The sequence below is a fragment of the Luteibacter aegosomatis genome (assembly GCF_023078455.1).
GTDB lineage: Bacteria > Pseudomonadota > Gammaproteobacteria > Xanthomonadales > Rhodanobacteraceae > Luteibacter > Luteibacter aegosomatis.
Genome location: NZ_CP095740.1, coordinates 3,932,087 through 3,947,882 on the forward strand (window position 1 = coordinate 3,932,087; position 15,796 = coordinate 3,947,882).

At 68.3% G+C, this 15,796-nt stretch carries 13 protein-coding genes and 1 other RNA gene; 3 read left to right on the forward strand and 11 right to left on the reverse strand.

Translation table 11 applies throughout. From position 1 onward, the window contains the following. The 8 genes from mraY to rnpB all read right to left on the reverse strand — a co-directional run bounded on the left by mraY (position 1) and on the right by rnpB (position 8,073). On the reverse strand, positions 1-1,083 hold the full coding sequence (gene mraY / locus L2Y94_RS17705; protein ID WP_247370358.1) for a phospho-N-acetylmuramoyl-pentapeptide-transferase: 1,083 nt from the start codon (positions 1,081-1,083) through the stop codon (positions 1-3). Further along, positions 1,073-2,437 carry a UDP-N-acetylmuramoyl-tripeptide--D-alanyl-D-alanine ligase gene (locus L2Y94_RS17710; protein ID WP_247370360.1) on the reverse strand — a complete coding sequence of 455 codons (1,365 nt, stop codon included), beginning with the start codon at positions 2,435-2,437 and terminating at the stop codon, positions 1,073-1,075. Before L2Y94_RS17710 ends, mraY begins: the two co-directional genes overlap by 11 nt. Next, the gene (locus tag L2Y94_RS17715) at positions 2,434-3,927 is read right to left on the reverse strand and encodes a UDP-N-acetylmuramoyl-L-alanyl-D-glutamate--2,6-diaminopimelate ligase (RefSeq protein WP_247370371.1); all 1,494 of its coding nucleotides are present in this window, start codon (positions 3,925-3,927) and stop codon (positions 2,434-2,436) included. Before L2Y94_RS17715 ends, L2Y94_RS17710 begins: the two co-directional genes overlap by 4 nt. Continuing rightward, on the reverse strand, positions 3,924-5,729 hold the full coding sequence (locus L2Y94_RS17720) for a peptidoglycan D,D-transpeptidase FtsI family protein (protein ID WP_247370372.1): 1,806 nt from the start codon (positions 5,727-5,729) through the stop codon (positions 3,924-3,926). Before L2Y94_RS17720 ends, L2Y94_RS17715 begins: the two co-directional genes overlap by 4 nt. After that, positions 5,726-5,998, reverse strand: a complete 273-nt coding sequence (gene ftsL, locus L2Y94_RS17725) for a cell division protein FtsL (RefSeq protein WP_144915670.1) — start codon at positions 5,996-5,998, stop codon at positions 5,726-5,728. The genes L2Y94_RS17720 and ftsL overlap by 4 nt, the downstream gene beginning before the upstream one ends. After that, entirely contained in the window at positions 5,995-6,918 is a 924-nt protein-coding gene (rsmH, locus tag L2Y94_RS17730; RefSeq protein ID WP_247370373.1) for a 16S rRNA (cytosine(1402)-N(4))-methyltransferase RsmH, read from the reverse strand. Before rsmH ends, ftsL begins: the two co-directional genes overlap by 4 nt. Positions 6,919-6,963: 45 nt before the next feature. Then, the gene (mraZ, locus tag L2Y94_RS17735) at positions 6,964-7,410 is read right to left on the reverse strand and encodes a division/cell wall cluster transcriptional repressor MraZ (protein ID WP_247370374.1); all 447 of its coding nucleotides are present in this window, start codon (positions 7,408-7,410) and stop codon (positions 6,964-6,966) included. 297 nt (positions 7,411-7,707) lie between these two features. Further along, positions 7,708-8,073: RNase P RNA component class A (rnpB, locus tag L2Y94_RS17740), an RNA gene on the reverse strand. A gap of 51 nt (positions 8,074-8,124) precedes the next feature. Between rnpB and rsmI the strand changes: the two genes are divergently transcribed. From rsmI to L2Y94_RS17755, 3 genes are all read left to right on the forward strand, one after another. Beyond that, positions 8,125-8,952 carry a 16S rRNA (cytidine(1402)-2'-O)-methyltransferase gene (gene rsmI, locus L2Y94_RS17745; protein ID WP_247370375.1) on the forward strand — a complete coding sequence of 276 codons (828 nt, stop codon included), beginning with the start codon at positions 8,125-8,127 and terminating at the stop codon, positions 8,950-8,952. Positions 8,953-9,071: 119 nt separating this feature from the next. Next, positions 9,072-10,889, forward strand: coding sequence for a penicillin-binding protein activator (locus L2Y94_RS17750; protein WP_247370376.1), 1,818 nt, complete (start codon positions 9,072-9,074; stop codon positions 10,887-10,889). A gap of 35 nt (positions 10,890-10,924) precedes the next feature. Continuing rightward, positions 10,925-11,296 carry a YraN family protein gene (locus L2Y94_RS17755; RefSeq protein ID WP_247370378.1) on the forward strand — a complete coding sequence of 124 codons (372 nt, stop codon included), beginning with the start codon at positions 10,925-10,927 and terminating at the stop codon, positions 11,294-11,296. A gap of 43 nt (positions 11,297-11,339) precedes the next feature. Here L2Y94_RS17755 and L2Y94_RS17760 read toward each other — a convergent pair whose 3' ends face one another. The 3 genes from L2Y94_RS17760 to L2Y94_RS17770 are packed head-to-tail and all read right to left on the reverse strand — an operon-like array spanning position 11,340 to position 15,667. Then, the gene (locus L2Y94_RS17760) at positions 11,340-12,029 is read right to left on the reverse strand and encodes an HAD family hydrolase (RefSeq protein ID WP_247370380.1); all 690 of its coding nucleotides are present in this window, start codon (positions 12,027-12,029) and stop codon (positions 11,340-11,342) included. A 57-nt stretch (positions 12,030-12,086) separates the two neighbouring features. Further along, on the reverse strand, positions 12,087-14,831 hold the full coding sequence (locus tag L2Y94_RS17765) for a putative bifunctional diguanylate cyclase/phosphodiesterase (protein ID WP_247370383.1): 2,745 nt from the start codon (positions 14,829-14,831) through the stop codon (positions 12,087-12,089). Between the two features lie 59 nt (positions 14,832-14,890). Then, complete coding sequence (locus tag L2Y94_RS17770; protein ID WP_247370386.1) at positions 14,891-15,667, reverse strand: iron-containing redox enzyme family protein; 777 nt, start codon at positions 15,665-15,667, stop codon at positions 14,891-14,893. Between the last annotated feature and the right edge of the window lie 129 nt (positions 15,668-15,796).

Sequence of the window (15,796 nt, forward strand, 5' to 3'; positions counted from 1 at the left end):
TCAGCGCACCTTCAACGTGGCCAGACCGATGAGCACCAGCACGACGCTGATGATCCAGAAACGGACGATGACCCGCGGTTCGGGCCAGCCCTTCAATTCGAAGTGGTGGTGGATCGGCGCCATGCGGAAGATCCGCTTGCCGCGGAGCTTGAAGCTGCCGACCTGGAGCATGACCGAGGCGGTTTCCATCACGAACACGCCACCCATCACCAGCAGCACGATTTCCTGGCGCACGATGAGGGCCACGCAACCCAGCGCGGCGCCGATGGCGAGCGCGCCGACGTCGCCCATGAACACCTGGGCCGGATACGTGTTGAACCACAGGAAGCCGAGGCCGGCGCCGGCCAGCGCGCTGCAGAACACTGCCAGCTCACCCGCGCCCGGGATCGACGGAATGCCGAGGTATTCGGAGAACAGCTTGTTGCCGGCGAGGTACGCGAAGACGCCGAGCGCGCCGGAGACCAGCACGCTGGGCATGATCGCGAGGCCGTCGAGGCCGTCGGTGAGATTCACCGCGTTGGAGAAGCCCACGATGATGAAGTAGCCGATCACCACGAACAGCGCGCCGAGCGGCAGCGCCACCTGCTTGAACAACGGTACGTAGAGCGCGGTTTCCGCCGGCAGCTGCGCGGTGTGGTACAGGAACACGGCGGCGGCGAGGCCGAACACCGACTGCCAGAAATATTTCCAGCGGCTGGCGAGGCCGCGGCTGTCCTTCAGCACGAGCTTGCGGTAGTCGTCGTAGAAGCCGATGACACCGAACAGCACGGTGACCAGCAACACCGTCCACACGTAGCGGTTGCCGAGATCGGCCCACAGCAGCGTGGAGATGCCGATGGCGAACAGGATCAGCAGGCCGCCCATGGTCGGCGTGCCGGCCTTGGACAGGTGCGTCTGCGGACCGTCGCTGCGCACCACCTGGCCGGCCTTCAGCGCGGCCAGCTTGCGGATGAGCGCGGGGCCCAGCAGCAGCGATACGGACAGCGCGGTGAGCGCCGCCATGATCGCGCGGAAGGTGATGTACTGGAACAGATGCAGCGACGTGAAGTGCCGAGCCATCCATTCCGCCAGTTCAAGCAGCATGGGATGCTCCTTCAGCGTACTTCTTCATTGCCGCCGCGACCCGCTCCATGCCGGAGGAGCGCGACCCCTTCACGAGGACGGTGACGCCCGCGTGGATCTGCTGGCAGGCGGCCTCGACGAGGGCCTCCTGCGACGGGAAATGCACGCCGCCCTGGCCGAAGGCCTGCGCGGCGGCGGCACTCGTCAAGCCCACGGCGAAGAGGCGCTGGATGCCGCGCTCATGCGCCCACGCACCGATGCCCGCGTGCATGTCCACCGCGTCGGGACCGAGTTCGGCCATGTCGCCGAGGATCAGCCAGCGTTCGCCGTCGGCCAGCGCCAGCGTGTCGATGGCGGCGGCGGCGGAACCCGGGTTGGCGTTGTAGCTGTCGTCGATCAGCGTCCAGCCGCCGGGCATCGGTTCGAGGTTGAGCCGTCCCGCCACGCGCGGCACCTGCTCCAGGCCCTCGACGATCGTCTCCACCGGCACGTCGAGCGCGATGGCGATGGCGGCGGCGGCCAGCGCGTTGGCCACGTTGTGACGCCCCGCCAGCGGCAGGCGCACGTCGCCGTCGCCGTGCGGCGTGGAGAGCACGAAGTGCGTGCCGTCGATGCGCTCCTCGACGATGTCGGCGCCGATGTCGGCGCGATGGTTCAGCGCGTAACGCAGCACGCGGCGCGAGCCTGCCAGGCCCATGAAGAAAGGCGCGAAGCGTTCGTCGTCGGCATTGACGATGGCGACGCCGTCGGACGGCAACGCCTGATACAGCGCGCCCTTGGTTTCGGCGACGCCTTCGATCGTGCCCATGCGCTCAAGATGCGCGGGCGCGATGGAATTGACGAGACCGATATCGGGCCGCGCGATGGCGGCAAGGTAGGCGATGTCGCCGGGCTTGCCGGCGCCCATTTCGAGCACGGCGTACTTCGCGTCCGCGGGCATCGCCAGCAGGGTGAGCGGCATGCCCAGCTCGTTGTTGTAGTTGCCTTCGTTGACGTGCGTGCGGCCGTGGCGCGACAGGATCGACGCGGTGAGCGTCTTCACCGTGGTCTTGCCGTTGGAACCGGTGATGCCGATCACCCGGACGTTGCTCTGCGCGCGCACCGCGCTGGCGAGGTCGCCGAGCGCGATCTGCGTGTCGTCGACGATCACCTGGGCGATCGGCGCATCGACGGGACGGGTGACCAGGGCACCCACGGCACCTTTCTGGGCCGCGAGCGCGACGTAGTCGTGGCCGTCGACGCGTTCGCCGGGCAGGGCCACGAACAGGTCGCCCGGCTTCAGCGTGCGGGTATCGATGGAAAAGCCGGTCACCTCGGCGTCGGCGCCTTGCAGGCGGCCGCGGGTCCAGAGGGCGACGGCGGAAAGGCGCATCATGCGCGAACTCCTTTGGCACGGGGCGCCATCGCCTCGGCGGCGACGGCGAGGTCGTCGAAGGGGCGCTTGCCCTCCGGACCTTCCTGATAGGTTTCGTGGCCCTTGCCGGCGATCAGCACGACGTCGTCGGCCTTCGCGTCGGCCAGGGCCAGGGCGATGGCCGACGTGCGATCGCGCTCGACCATCACGGTGTCGGGGTGGGCGAAGCCGGCCACGATCTGCGCCACGATGGCGTCGCCGTCTTCGGTACGCGGGTTGTCGTCGGTGACGATCACCACGTCGGCGAGGCGCTCGGCGATGCCGGCCATGATCGGGCGCTTGCCCTGGTCGCGATCGCCGCCCGCGCCGAATACGCAGACCAGGCGGCCCTTGGTATGCGAACGCAGCGCCAGCAGCGCCTGCTTCAGCGCATCGGGGGTGTGCGAGTAGTCGACCACCACGAGCGGCTTCCTGCCGTCGCCGCCGAGGCGGCTCATGCGGCCGTTGACCGGCTGCAGCGACTCCAGCGCGGCATGGATGCGATCGAACGGTTCGCCCATCGCGCCGAGCACCGCCGCCACGGCGAGCAGGTTGGCGACGTTGAAGCGGCCGAGCAACGCGCTGCGCACGGTGCGCATGCCCCACGGCGTGTTGAGGTTGAACGACAGGCCCTTGGCCGAGGTCACCACGATGTCGGCGCGGATCTCGGCATCTTTCTCGGTGGCATCGTGCGCCATCGAGGTGCGCAGCTTCGCCACGCCCTCGGGCAAGCCCTTGGCGAGCTTCACGCCGAAGGCGTCGTCGACGTTGATCACCGCCGCCCGCAGGCCCTCGAAGGCGAAGAGCTTCGCCTTGGCCGCGCCGTAGGCTTCCATCGTGCCGTGGTAGTCGAGATGGTCGCGGGTGAGGTTGGTGAACACGGCGATGTCGAAGGCCACCGCGTTGACGCGGCCCTGCTCCAGCGCATGCGAGGAGACTTCCATCGCCACGTGCGTGGCGCCGGCGTCGCGGAATCCGGCGAACAGCGCCTGCATGCGGATGGCGTCGGGCGTGGTGCGCTCACCTTCCGCGATGGCGCCATGCATGCCCGCGCCCAGCGTGCCGACCGTGGCCGGCTTGCGACCGAGGAAGGCCAGCGCCTGCGCGATCAGCTGCACGGTGGACGTCTTGCCGTTGGTGCCGGTGACGCCGACGACCTCCAGCGCCTTCGACGGATCGCCGTGGAAACGCGCGGCGATGGCGCCGACGTGCTCGCGCAGGCCCTTCACGGCGACCACGGGCACGCCCGCGTCGACGGCGTCGAACGGCGGTTCGGCGAGGATGGCGACGGCGCCCTGCTCCACCGCTTTCGCGGCGAAGTCGACGCCATGGTTCTTGAGGCCGCGCAGCGCGACGAAGGCATGACCGGGGGCGATCTCGCGCGAGTCGAGCGAAAGGCCTGAAACGGCGATGTCGCCGGCACCCTGCGTGTCGGCGAACCCGTCGAGCAGTTCGGCGAGGCGAAGGGTCATGGGACCACCTCTTCCGCCGCGCTCTCGTCCGCCTGGGGCGGCGCGTTGTTGGTGCTGATCATGCCGCCCTGGCTGGGGCCGCCGGCATACCAGCGACCGACGTTGTCGGGCGGGATGTCGAGCAGGCGGACCGCGCCCTGCATCACCTGGGCGAAGGCCGGGCCGGCCACGGAGCCGCCGTAGTAATGGCCGCCCTTCGGATCGTTGATGACCACGACGGTGACCACGCGCGGGTTGCTGGCCGGGATCATGCCGACGAACAGGGAGATGTAATTGTTGGCGAAGTAGCCGCCCGCCGAGTTCTTGTGCGAGGTGCCGGTCTTGCCCGCCACGCTGTAGTTGGCGACCGAAGCGAAACCGTAGCCCGTGCCGCCGGGAGCGAGCACGGTTTCGAGCATGCGGACCAGCTCGTGCGCCACCTCGGGCGTGATGATCTGGTTGGGCGGGTTGTCGGCACCTTTGATGAAGCTGGGTGCGCGATACGCGCCGCCGTTGGCGATGGCGGCGTAACCGGCGGCCAGCTGCATGGGCGTGACGTTGAGGTTGTAACCGTAGGCCAAGCGCGACTTCTCGATCGGCTTCCAGGTACGCCCCACCGGCAGGTAACCGGACGCTTCGCCGGGGAAGCCGCTGCCCGTGCTGTTGCCCAGGCCGAACGACTTGTACGTGTCGTAGAGGAAGTCGGTATCGAGCGTCATCGCGATCTTCGCCGCGCCGACGTTGGACGACTTGGTGATGACGCCGGTGGGCGTGAGCGTGCCCCAGTTGTGCGTGTCGCGCACGGGATGGCCGCCCATCATCCAGCTGCCGGGCGAGGTCTCGATCAGCGGCGAGGTGGGCGTGTACTTGCCGCTGGTGAGCGCGGCGGCCATGGTGAAGGCCTTCATCGTCGAGCCCGGCTCCACCACGTCGGTAACGGCGCGATTGCGGCGCTCCTGCGGCGTGCTGCCGCGCACCGCGTTGGGATTGAACGACGGCAGGTTGGCCATGCCGAGCACTTCGCCCGTGTGCACGTCCATCACCACGATGGAGCCGGAGTCGGCCTTGTTCTTCTCCAGGGCGTCTTTCAGCGAGCTGTAGGCGAGATACTGGATGCGGCGGTCGATGGACAGCGTGAGGTCGCGCCCCGGCTGCGGCTCGCGGACCAGTTCGACGTCTTCCACCACGTGGCCCATGCGGTCGCGGATCACGCGCTTGGCGCCCGGCTTGCCGGCCAGCCATTCGTCGAAGGCCAGCTCCAGGCCTTCCTGGCCGTGGTCGTCGATGTTGGTGAAGCCGAGGATGTGGCTGTTCACCGCGCCCGACGGGTAGTAGCGGCGGTATTCGCGCTGCGAGGAAATACCGGGGATCTTGAGGTCGACGATGGCCTGCGCGTCTTCCGGGCGCATCTGGCGGGCGATGTACATGAACTCCTTGTCGGCGCGCGCCTCGATCTTCTGCTTGAGGTCGTCGGCGTCGACATGCAGCGCATGGGCCAGTTCGGGAATGCGGTCGGCGTTTTCCAGCACCTCGGGCGGGTTGGCCCAGATCGAGGCGACCGGCGTGGACACCGCCAGCGGCTCGCCGTTGCGGTCGAAGATGGTGCCGCGCGACACCGCGATGGGCATCTCGCGCAGGAAGCGGGCATCGCCCTGGTCCTGGTAGAACTGCTTGCGCACCACCTGCAGGTCGAACGCGCGCACGACCAGACCGGAGGCGGCCACGCACAGCAGCGCCACCATCACGGTCATGCGCTTGCGCGGGCTCGGGCCCTGGCCGCGGCGGCGGCTGGGCACTACCGGCTTGCCGTAACGGGCCTTCATCGGCGCACCAGCTGGATGTCCTGCTGCTTCGGCGTGAACATGCCGAGGCGCGCGCGGGCTTCCGCATCGATGCGGCTGGGCTCCGCATAGGTGGCCTGCTCCAGTTCGAGGCGGCCGTATTCGACGCCGAGGTCGTCCTTCTGGCTTTGCAGGCGCGACAGTTCCACGAAGAGCACCCGGCTTTCGTGGCGCGTCCACACCACGCCGATCGCGCTGGCGATGACCGCCAGCAGCAGGATCGTGAGGCAGAGGGCGCCGAAGGCTTTCATGCGAGCTTCTCCGCGATGCGCAGCACCGCCGAACGCGAACGCGGGTTCGCGGCGATCTCGGCATCGGAGGGGAAGATCGCCTTGCCGACCGGCTTCAGCCGGGCGGGCTTCGCCTCGGTGGGCGGCGCGCGGCGGTTGCCCTGCACGCGACCTTCGTGCGAGCGGATGAACTGCTTCACCGTGCGGTCTTCCAGCGAATGGAAACTGATGACGGCGAGGCGACCGCCGACGTGGAGCAGTTCCAGCGCGGCCTCGAGGCCGCGTTCGACCGATTCCAGTTCGGCGTTGACGCGGATGCGCAACGCCTGGAAGGTGCGCGTGGCCGGATTCTTGCCTGGCTCGCGACGGCCCACGCAACGGGCCACCAGCTCGGACAGCTCGCCGGTGCGCGTGATCGGCGCGGTGGCGCGACGCTCGACGATGGCACGGGCGATGCGGCGGCTGAAGCGCTCTTCCCCAAAGGTCCACAGCACGTCGGCGATCTCGGCCTCGTCGGCCTGGGCGAGGAAATCGGCGGCGCTGAGGCCGCGGGTGGGATCCATGCGCATGTCCAGCGGCGCATCGGCCATGAAGCTGAAGCCGCGGCTGGCGTCGTCGAGCTGCGGCGACGAGACGCCCAGGTCGAGCAGGATGCCGTCGAGACCGCCCTCGAGGGCCGGCCACTCGCCCATCGTGGCGAAGTTATCGTGGCGCAGGCCGACGCGCGGATCGGTGGCGAGGCCGGCTTCGGCCACGGCGATGGCCGTGGGATCGCGATCCATGAGAAACAGGCGGCCGTCGGCGGAGAGACGGGAAAGGATGGCCCGGGCGTGACCGCCGCGGCCGAATGTCCCATCCAGATAACGCCCGTTCTCGCGCAAGGCGAGGCCCTCCACCACTTCGTCGAGCATCACCGGGATGTGCACTTCGCGCCCCGCCATCGCCACATCCCGCTCCCGTACACCAGTCAAATGATCAGTTCGTCGTCACAACCGCAGCTCCGCCATGTCGTCGCTTATCTCGTCCTCGCCGATGGTCTGGCGGATCTTCGCGAGGTGGGCCTGTTCGCTCCAGAGTTCGAACTTGTTGCCCATGCCGAGCAACACGGCCTTTTTTTCTATGCCAGCCGCGGCCCGTTGGCTGGCCGGCAGGAGCACGCGCGCGGCACCGTCGGGCTCGACGATGGCGGCGGCGCCGACCAGCTTCATCTGCAGCGCGCGATGCACGGCCTTGACGCTGGGAAGCGCGTTGACCTGGTCGCGGACCTGTTCCCACTCCGCGTACGGGAAGATCCACAGACAGCCTGTCTCGAAGGGGTTGTAGGCGATCACCAACCGGTTCGCGCAGGCGTCGGCCACCAGATCCCGATACGAGGTCGGAATCGTCAGACGACCCTTGTCGTCGACCGTGATGGCGGTTTCGCCTTGGAACATGACTGGCTGGTTACCCCACTAAATCCCACGATTTCACACCGGAGCCCACGATAGTCTCGCCCCCTGAGACTGTCAAGGAAATTTTTCTTGTGAATCAAGGAGAAAGGCGCGGTTCATCACCAATTCCAGCCATTTATGAGGAACCGGCGGAAGGTGGTTGAATCGGTGGGATTTTTTACGACGAAGCCTGACACGGAGGGTTGCCCCCGGAGGCGAAATTCGGGCCTTGACTGAATGGGGGTTTAGGTAAAACGCGGGCGGAGCGTCGTGGAAGACGCTCCGCCCGTGCCGGAAGAAAAAAGGAGTCGGCCTGTAAGCCGGGTTCTGTGCGTCTTGCGACGTGACAGTCATTCTTCTCGGCCTGGCGTCACCGCCAGGCTCTAGCAACCTACCCGGGAACGACGCGGGCCGCGTCATGGTTCCCTTATTTGGTCTTGCTCCGGGTGGGGTTTACCGTGCCGTGCGACGTTAGCCCCGCACGCGGTGCGCTCTTACCGCACCCTTTCACCCTTACCTGATCCCCTCGCGGGGCCATCGGCGGTCTGCTCTCTGTTGCACTGGCCGTCAGCTCACGCTGCCCAGGCGTTACCTGGCACCCTGCCCTGTGGAGCCCGGACTTTCCTCGACGCGCACAAGGCGCGACGCGACTGTCCGGCCGACTCCATCACGGAGTATAGGGCATAGAATGCCCGGTCGCCCCCACCGGAACCCACGATGTCCACAGCCCGCCCCGGTATCCTGCACGTCGTCGCCACGCCCATCGGCAATCGCGACGACATCGGCGCGCGCGCTATCGAGACGCTGCGCAGGGTCGCGGTGATCGCCGCCGAGGACACGCGGCATACGCGCCCCCTGTTGCAGCACCTGGGCATCGATACGCCGCTGGTGGCCCTGCACGACCACAACGAACGTACCGCCGTGGACGGCCTCGTCGAACGCATGCGCGCGGGGGCCGACGTGGCCCTGGTCTCCGACGCCGGCACGCCGCTGATCAGCGACCCGGGCTTCCGCCTCGTCCGCGCGGCGCGCGTGGCCGGATTGAAGGTGAGTCCCGTGCCGGGACCCAGCGCCGTAGTGGCCGCGCTGTCCGTGGCGGGCTTGCCGAGCGACCGGTTCGTGTTCGAGGGATTCCTCGCCGCCAAGGCCGGTGCCCGCCGTTCGCGGCTGGCCGAACTGGCCGGGGAATCGCGCACGCTCATCTTCTACGAGTCGTCGCACCGCATCGTCGAATGCCTGGAAGACATGCGCGAGGCGTTCGGCGACGACAGGGAAGCCGTGGTGGCGCGCGAGCTCACCAAGCTCTTCGAAACGGTGCTCGGCGCACCGCTGGCCGGGCTGGTCGAGCAGGTGAAGGCCGATCCCAACCAGCAGAAGGGCGAGTTCGTGGTGATGGTGGCCGGCCGCGAAGCGGGCGAGGACGAACGCATCGCCGAAGGGCTTCGCGTGTTCGGCATCCTGAAAGAGGAACTGCCGCCGGCGAAGGCGGCGAAGCTGGCGGCGGCGATCACGGGGGCGCCGCGGAAAGCGCTTTACGGGGCCTGAGGCGAGCACCCTTCGCCGATGCGATCGACGAATCGGGATGACCGGCACATCACACCGGCCATTCAGATCGATCGGCTATGATCCGGGCGTTTGACGGCGTCCAACCAAGGAAAAACGCGATGCGAGCGATGCGTGCCACCACCCTCGGCCTCCTCCTGACCGCCGGCCTCGCCGGTTGCGTAACGCCGGGCGGCACCACCCGACCGCACGGCGCCGCGCCGTCGGGCGAAGCCACGCAGGCGGCGCAGGCCCTCTACACCAAGGGCCAGTTCGACCAGGCCGCGCAGGCCTATCTCGCTCTCGCCGAACAGGACGGCGCGAATCGCGACTACTTCAAGCTTCTCGCCGCCGAGGCCTATCGCCAGGAAGGTGCGCTCGACCGCGCCGCGCCGGTGGTGGCCGATATCCGCCGCTCCCGCCTGGAAGGCGAGGACGCCCTGCGCTTCGACGCCCTGCGCGCCGAGATCGCGCTGAAGAAGAACGACCCCGCCACCGCCCTCTCGCTCACCGGCAAGCCGTCGTCGCGCGTCTCGGCGCAGATCGCCCAGCGGCTCGCCGAACTGCGCGCCCGCGCGCAGGCGGCCTCGGGCGATCCGTGGAGCGCCGCGCAGACCCGCGTGGAGATGGACGGCCAGCTGCACGGCATCGATCGCGAGGAAAACCGTCGCGAGATCCTCACCCTGCTGACCGGCCTGGGCGCGCAGCCGCTGGCCGAACGACTCGCGCCGATGCCCGCCAACGATCCGATGCGGCCCTGGGTGGTGGAAGCGCAGAGCCGCCTCGGCAGCGCCACCCGCAGCCCGGCCGTGCTCGACCAGGCGGTGGGTACGGTCACCGGCGACAAGAACGTGCGCGAAGGCTACAAGGTACCCAACAAGGTGGCGCTCCTGCTGCCGCTGAGCGGCCCGCTGGCCGGTGCGGGGGCCGCGATCCGCGACGGCTTCTTCACCAACTACGTCGACTCGGCGCACGCCAACGCGCCGCGCCCGCAGGTGGTGGTGTACGACTCGGGCAACGACGCGGCGCACGCCGTATCCGCCTACGACAAGGCCGTGGCCGACGGCGCGAACTTCGTCGTCGGCCCGCTCAACCGCGAAGGCGTGTCGGCGATCTTCGCCAAGGGCGCGCTGCCCGCGCCGATGCTCACCCTGAACTATCCCAGCGACAACAAGAACCTGCCGCCCTCCGGCGCCAGCGAGTTCGGCCTGCTGCCGGAAACCGAAGGCGCCCAGGTCGCCGACCACATGGCCGATCGCGGCCTGCACAAGGCGGTGGCGATCGTCTCCACCGACGATTTCGCCCGCCGCGCCGGCAACGCCTTCAAGGCCGAATGGCAGGCGCGCGGCGGCACGCTGGTGAGCCAGGTCACGCTGGATGCATCGAGCATCGATTTCGCCTCGCAGCTCGCCGGCATCAACGTCGGCGAAAGCCCCGAGGAGCAGGCCGATGCCGGCGTGTTCATCAGCATGAAGCCGCAGCAGGCCCGCCTGCTGTTGCCCCAGCTGCGCCTGGCGAAAAACACCCTCCCGGTGTTCGCCACCTCGCACGTGTACGGGGGCAACGACGATCCCTCGTCGGATCGCGACCTGGAAGGCGTGGAGTTCTGCGATGCGCCCTGGCTGTTCGACGCGCAACCGGGCCTGGCCCGTCGCGGCGACCTGGCCAATGCCATCCCGGCGACTCGCGGCGTGGCCGCCCGCCTGTTCGCGTTCGGCATGGACGCCTGGGGCCTGGTGCCCTACGTCGACTGGATGCGTGGCCATCCCGGCAGCTACCTGCCCGGCGCCACGGGCCAACTGGTGGCCGACGAGTTCGGACGGGTGCGTCGCGTACTCATCTGGGCGCGTTTCACCGACGGCGTGGCCCGTCCGGTCGCCGGTAGCCTCGAACTCGAAGCGCCGGCCACGGCCCCCGACGTCGAGAACGGCGGCGGCTGATCCCCTCTCCCTCCCGGCGCGGAAAGGAGTCCGCGTTGAATACCACGTCCCGCAAGACCACCGCGCGCCGCGCCACCGGAGATCGTTTCGAGGGCGCGGCGCGATCGTTTCTGGAAACCCGCGGACTGTGCCTCGTGCAGGCGAACTTCCTCTGCCGGCACGGGGAGATCGACCTGGTGATGCGCGACGGCGAGACCCTGGTGTTCGTCGAGGTGCGCTATCGACGTGACTCGGCCTTTGGAGGCGCGCTGGCGTCGATCACGGTGGCCAAGCAGCGGCGCATCGTGAGCGCGGCGCATGTGTGGCTAGCCGGGAGGCCGCGCGATGCGTGGCGGCCTTGCCGCTTCGACGTGATGGCGTTCGAGGGCTCGGGCGTCGAGTGGATCCGCGGCGCTTTCGAACCCTGAATCGCGGACAGGGTCCGCTCCCACCCTTCGCCAGGAAGGGTTGCTACCGAAGGGTGGGAGCGGACCCTGTCCGCGATGGGAATGCCTCGCGCCCCAGGGTCGCCAGCTCGGCCACCGAAGCCACCGTGATATCGGGCGAAACGCCGTTGAACTCGCTCTCCACCGCATAGTGCCCCTGCTTCACGAACACCGTGGTCACCTTGTCGCCCAGGAGCTTCTTCATCGCCACGAGGATGCGCGGTTTGTCGTCCACCATGACGTAATGATCGGCGGGGTACGTCGCCTGCATGTGGTCGAGCATTTCTTCCTTGTGCACGTAGATCAGCACGTCGCCGCGGAAGGCATCCCACAATCCGGCGCGGCGGATCTTGCGTGGCTGGAACACCGTATCGCCATCGGACATGATCACCGGGCGCCCCAGCGTCCGCAGGTGATCGATGGTCTGCGGCACGCCCGGGAAACGGCGCTCGTCGAACGGATAGTCGAGCAGGAAGAACGACATCTCCATGAACCGGGGGTCGCTGTCCTTGCCGCGCAGTCGTTGCAGCGCGCCCAGGTAGTCGGCGTAACCGACCTGTCCACGGATCTCCTTGTCGATGGCCCGGTAGCGCTCGCGCCCCTCGGCGCCGAAGTCGCGCTCCAGGCGATCGGCCAGGTCGGCGCTGAAACGGTCGTTGTCGATCAGGGTGTTGTCGACGTCGAAGAGGAAAACGATGGCATCGCGGGAAGACACGGGAAAACGTCCTTCGTGAAAACGATGGACATCATATGGGGTTCGCGACGGTAAACCCTAGGCCCGTTTGGGCGGCACCAGCGAAAGGCGCTTGCCCGACGCGGCGGACGCGCGGGGCACGAGCAACCGCTCGATCTCGTCCGGCGGCAAGGGACGCGAGTAGAGGAAGCCCTGGCCTTCCTGGCAACCGGCGCGCAGCAGGAAATCGTGCTGCGCCTCGCCCTCGATGCCCTCGGCGATGGTGTGCAGGTCGAGGCTGCGGGCGATGGCGAGCATCGCCTCGGTGATGGCCACGTCGTTGCCGTTGGTGGGCAGGCCGGCGATGAACGAGCGATCGATCTTGAGGTATGCCACCGCCGGCAGCTTCAGGTAGGCCAGCGAGGAATACCCGGTACCGAAGTCGTCGATGGCCACCGCCACGCCAAGCTTGTGCAGCGCGAGCATCGCCCGCTCGGTGTCCTCGCCCAGGCGCAGGATCGCGCTTTCGGTCAGCTCGACCAGCAGCCGGTTGGCCGGCACGCCGGTCTTCGTCAGGGCCTGGCTCACGCCGGGAAGGAATTCGGGATGGGCGAACGATCCGGCCGACACGTTCACCGCCATCCTCAGCGGCGGCATGCGCATCTGGTCCCAGAGCACCAGTTGCGCGCAGGCGTTCTCCATCACCCACTGATCGATCTGGCGAATCAGGCCCAGGCTCTCGGCGATGGGGATGAATTCATCGGGCGGCACGCTGCCGCGTTCCGGGTGGCGCCAGCGGATCAGGGCCTCCACCGCCACGATGCGGCCCGTGCGCATTTCCACGCTGGGCTGGTAGAGCAACTGGAACTCGTTGCGCGCGAGCGCCTGGCGCAACTCGGAAGCGAGCTTCAGGCGACGGCGCGCATCGGCGTGCATCTTGGGGGTGTAGAAGCGCAAGGCATTGCGCTCTTCGGTCTTGGCCACGTACATGGCAGCGTCGGCGTTGGCGATGAGGGTGACCGGGTCGTTGCCGTCGAGCGGATAGCCGGCGATGCCGATGCTCGCGCTCACGTAGAGCTCGTAATCGTCCAGGTCGAACGGTCGCGCCAACGCCGCCAGCAGGGCCTCGGCGACGAGCATGGCTTCTTCGCGCGAGCGCAGGTCGCCGAGCAGGATGGTGAACTCGTCGCCGCCGATGCGGCCGGCCACGTCGTGCGTCGAGAGCTGCGCCCGGATGCGCTCGGCCACGCGCATGAGCAAGGCGTCGCCGATGGCATGGCTGTAGCTGTCGTTGATGACCTTGAACGCGTCCAGGTCGACGAAAAGCACCGCGACGGCCCCGCGTTCGTGCGCGGCGTGCGTGATGGCCTCGGCGCAGAGCCGTTCGAACTCCGAGCGGGTGACCAGGCCGGTGAGCGGATCGTGCGTGGCCAGGTGCTGCAGGCGCTGGCGATCGGCCTTGCGCGCCGTCATGTCCGAGACCACGGCCACGTAGTGCTGGGGACGGCCTTCCGCATCGCGGATGGAGCTGATGCTCATCAGCTCCGGGTACGTGGTGCCGTCGGCACGGCGGCTTTCCACCTCGCCCTGCCAGTTGTTGCCCGCCGCCACGGCCTCCCACAGCGACGCCGGCAGCGGCCGGCCGTCGGGCAACGTGCGGGTGGCGTCGAAGCGGGTGCGCCGCAGCGCCTGCACCGACATGCCGGTGAGCGCCGTATGGGCATCGTTGGCCGTGGTCACGCGGCGGTCGGCATCGGCGATGATCACGCCCTCCGCGATGCTGGCCAGTGCCTCCGCGGCGATCTTGCGCTCCTGCTCCATCGCCACGCGGTCGGAAATGTCGCGCACGATGGCCTGGCAGACCTGCCGCGAGCCCCATACCACCAGGCTGCTCTGGGTTTCCACCGGACGCAGCACGCCGTCGGCCCCGCGCAAGGTGCCCACGCCCGAATAGGCCGAGCCGTCGACGAAGAGGCTGGCGAGCTGGATGCCGCTGAGTTCGTGTCGCGCGCAGCCGATCCAGCTCGCGGCGCGGCGGTTGGCGTCGAGGATGCGCCCGGAGGCCTCGTCGACCATGAAGATGGCATCGGCGGCGCTGTCGAACAGCAGGCTGTAGCGCTCCTCGGTGCCGCGAATGCTCGCGAGCACGCGCGTGGCCATGCGCAGCCACAGCAGCGAGGCGAGTACCGCCACCCCCAGCACGGTGACGAACAGCACGCGGCCCAGCCACGAGGCCCCGTTGGCGATATAGAGCGAAAACGCCTTGGCCCTGGGTTCGATATACGTGTTGAGCGCGCCGATGCGCTCGCGCTCGGCGTCGACGTCCGCCGGCTGCACGGTGCGCGACGCGTAGCCGCGCTCCAGCCGGTCGGCGATCTCCTTCAGCTCGGCCAGGCTGCCGTCGACCGACCGCCACTCGGCGACCGCCTCGCGCACGTAGGGCATGCCGTCGAAATACTGGAAAATGAACACCATCCCCGGGATGGCTTCGGGAATCACGCCGCCGCGGGCGAAGGCGTCTTCCACCTCCGCATGCGAGAAGTGCCCGCTGGCGATGGCGTCGCGGGCCTGGCGATCGGCCATCATCACGGCGTAGTTGCGACGGAAGTCGGCCAGATCGCCCGGCCGGCCATGCGAGGCATAGGCGTCGAGGGTGATGACCGACTCTTTCTGCGCCTTGGACCAGAGACTCTCGCCGTTGAGGAAACCGGCGAGGGTCACCTGGACCTGCAGCGCACCCCAGGTGAGGGCCAGCACGAGGCCCACGACCGCGACCAACGCGTACGCCAGCGGCATCAGGCGCCTTGCGAGCGGCAATGTCTGGCTGGTTTCAGCGGGTCGCATCGATACCCCGGTCGTTCGTTGCCTGGTGATGGTGCGCCACATCGTCCCCTACTTTGGCGTTACGCGGCAGCCTCGTTCAACCTGCGGATCGAGGTCAGGCCATCCATGCAGCGGTCCAGCGTGATGCTCATACTGACGTAACTGCGGCGGACGCACTCCCGGATGTGCTCCACCTGGTCCGCCGGAGGGTTGCTTCCCAACAGGGTGCAGACGATCTCCAGGGCTTCCCAAGGATGAGTATCGTCATATGCGGCGTGGAGCTGAAGCCACCGCAGCCCGGCTTTGCGGCCGTTAATCGGCAGACTTTCCGCGTAGACCTTGCTGTCGTAGACGATTTGCGACCAATCGCCGGTGGCGCCTTCCACCGCGTAGTTGGTGGCGGCGATGCCCGCGGCCAGCGAATCGTTGCGGGTCACCTCCTCGCACCAGGCCGCCAGGGCCTGGGAACCCTTGGGCGGCTCGGCACCCAGCACCTCTTCGCGCGACACCCCGGCGCTTTCGGCCCAGTTGAGCCAGTACTCGGCATGGTTCTGCTCCACCCGGATGTTGCGCACCAGCCAGCGCCGGGCGAGGTCGTCGCCCGGGCTGCGGCCGTAACGGGTCTTGAGCAGGCTATGGGACATATAGCCGGGGAAGCGCTCGATCACCGGCCACACGCCCACCATGAAGTTGCGGGTGGTTTCCGCGTCGAGCGTGGCGGCGCACATCGCCGTCCACATCTCGTGGCTGACGATGTCGTGCCGGGCGTCGGCGCAGTCGGACACCATGTCCTGGGCCCACTGCGGATAGCTGGCGATGTCGGTCTGCGGGCCGGTCAGTTCGAAACGTGCGTTCATATAGCGATCTCCTGGGATCTGCTGTGGGATGGTCCGGGCGGACCGGGGGCGACCCTCGGCCCACACCCTGGCCGGCCCCGTTGCGGGGCCGGACGGCCATTAGCGCACAACCCCCGCCAACGCCCGGAA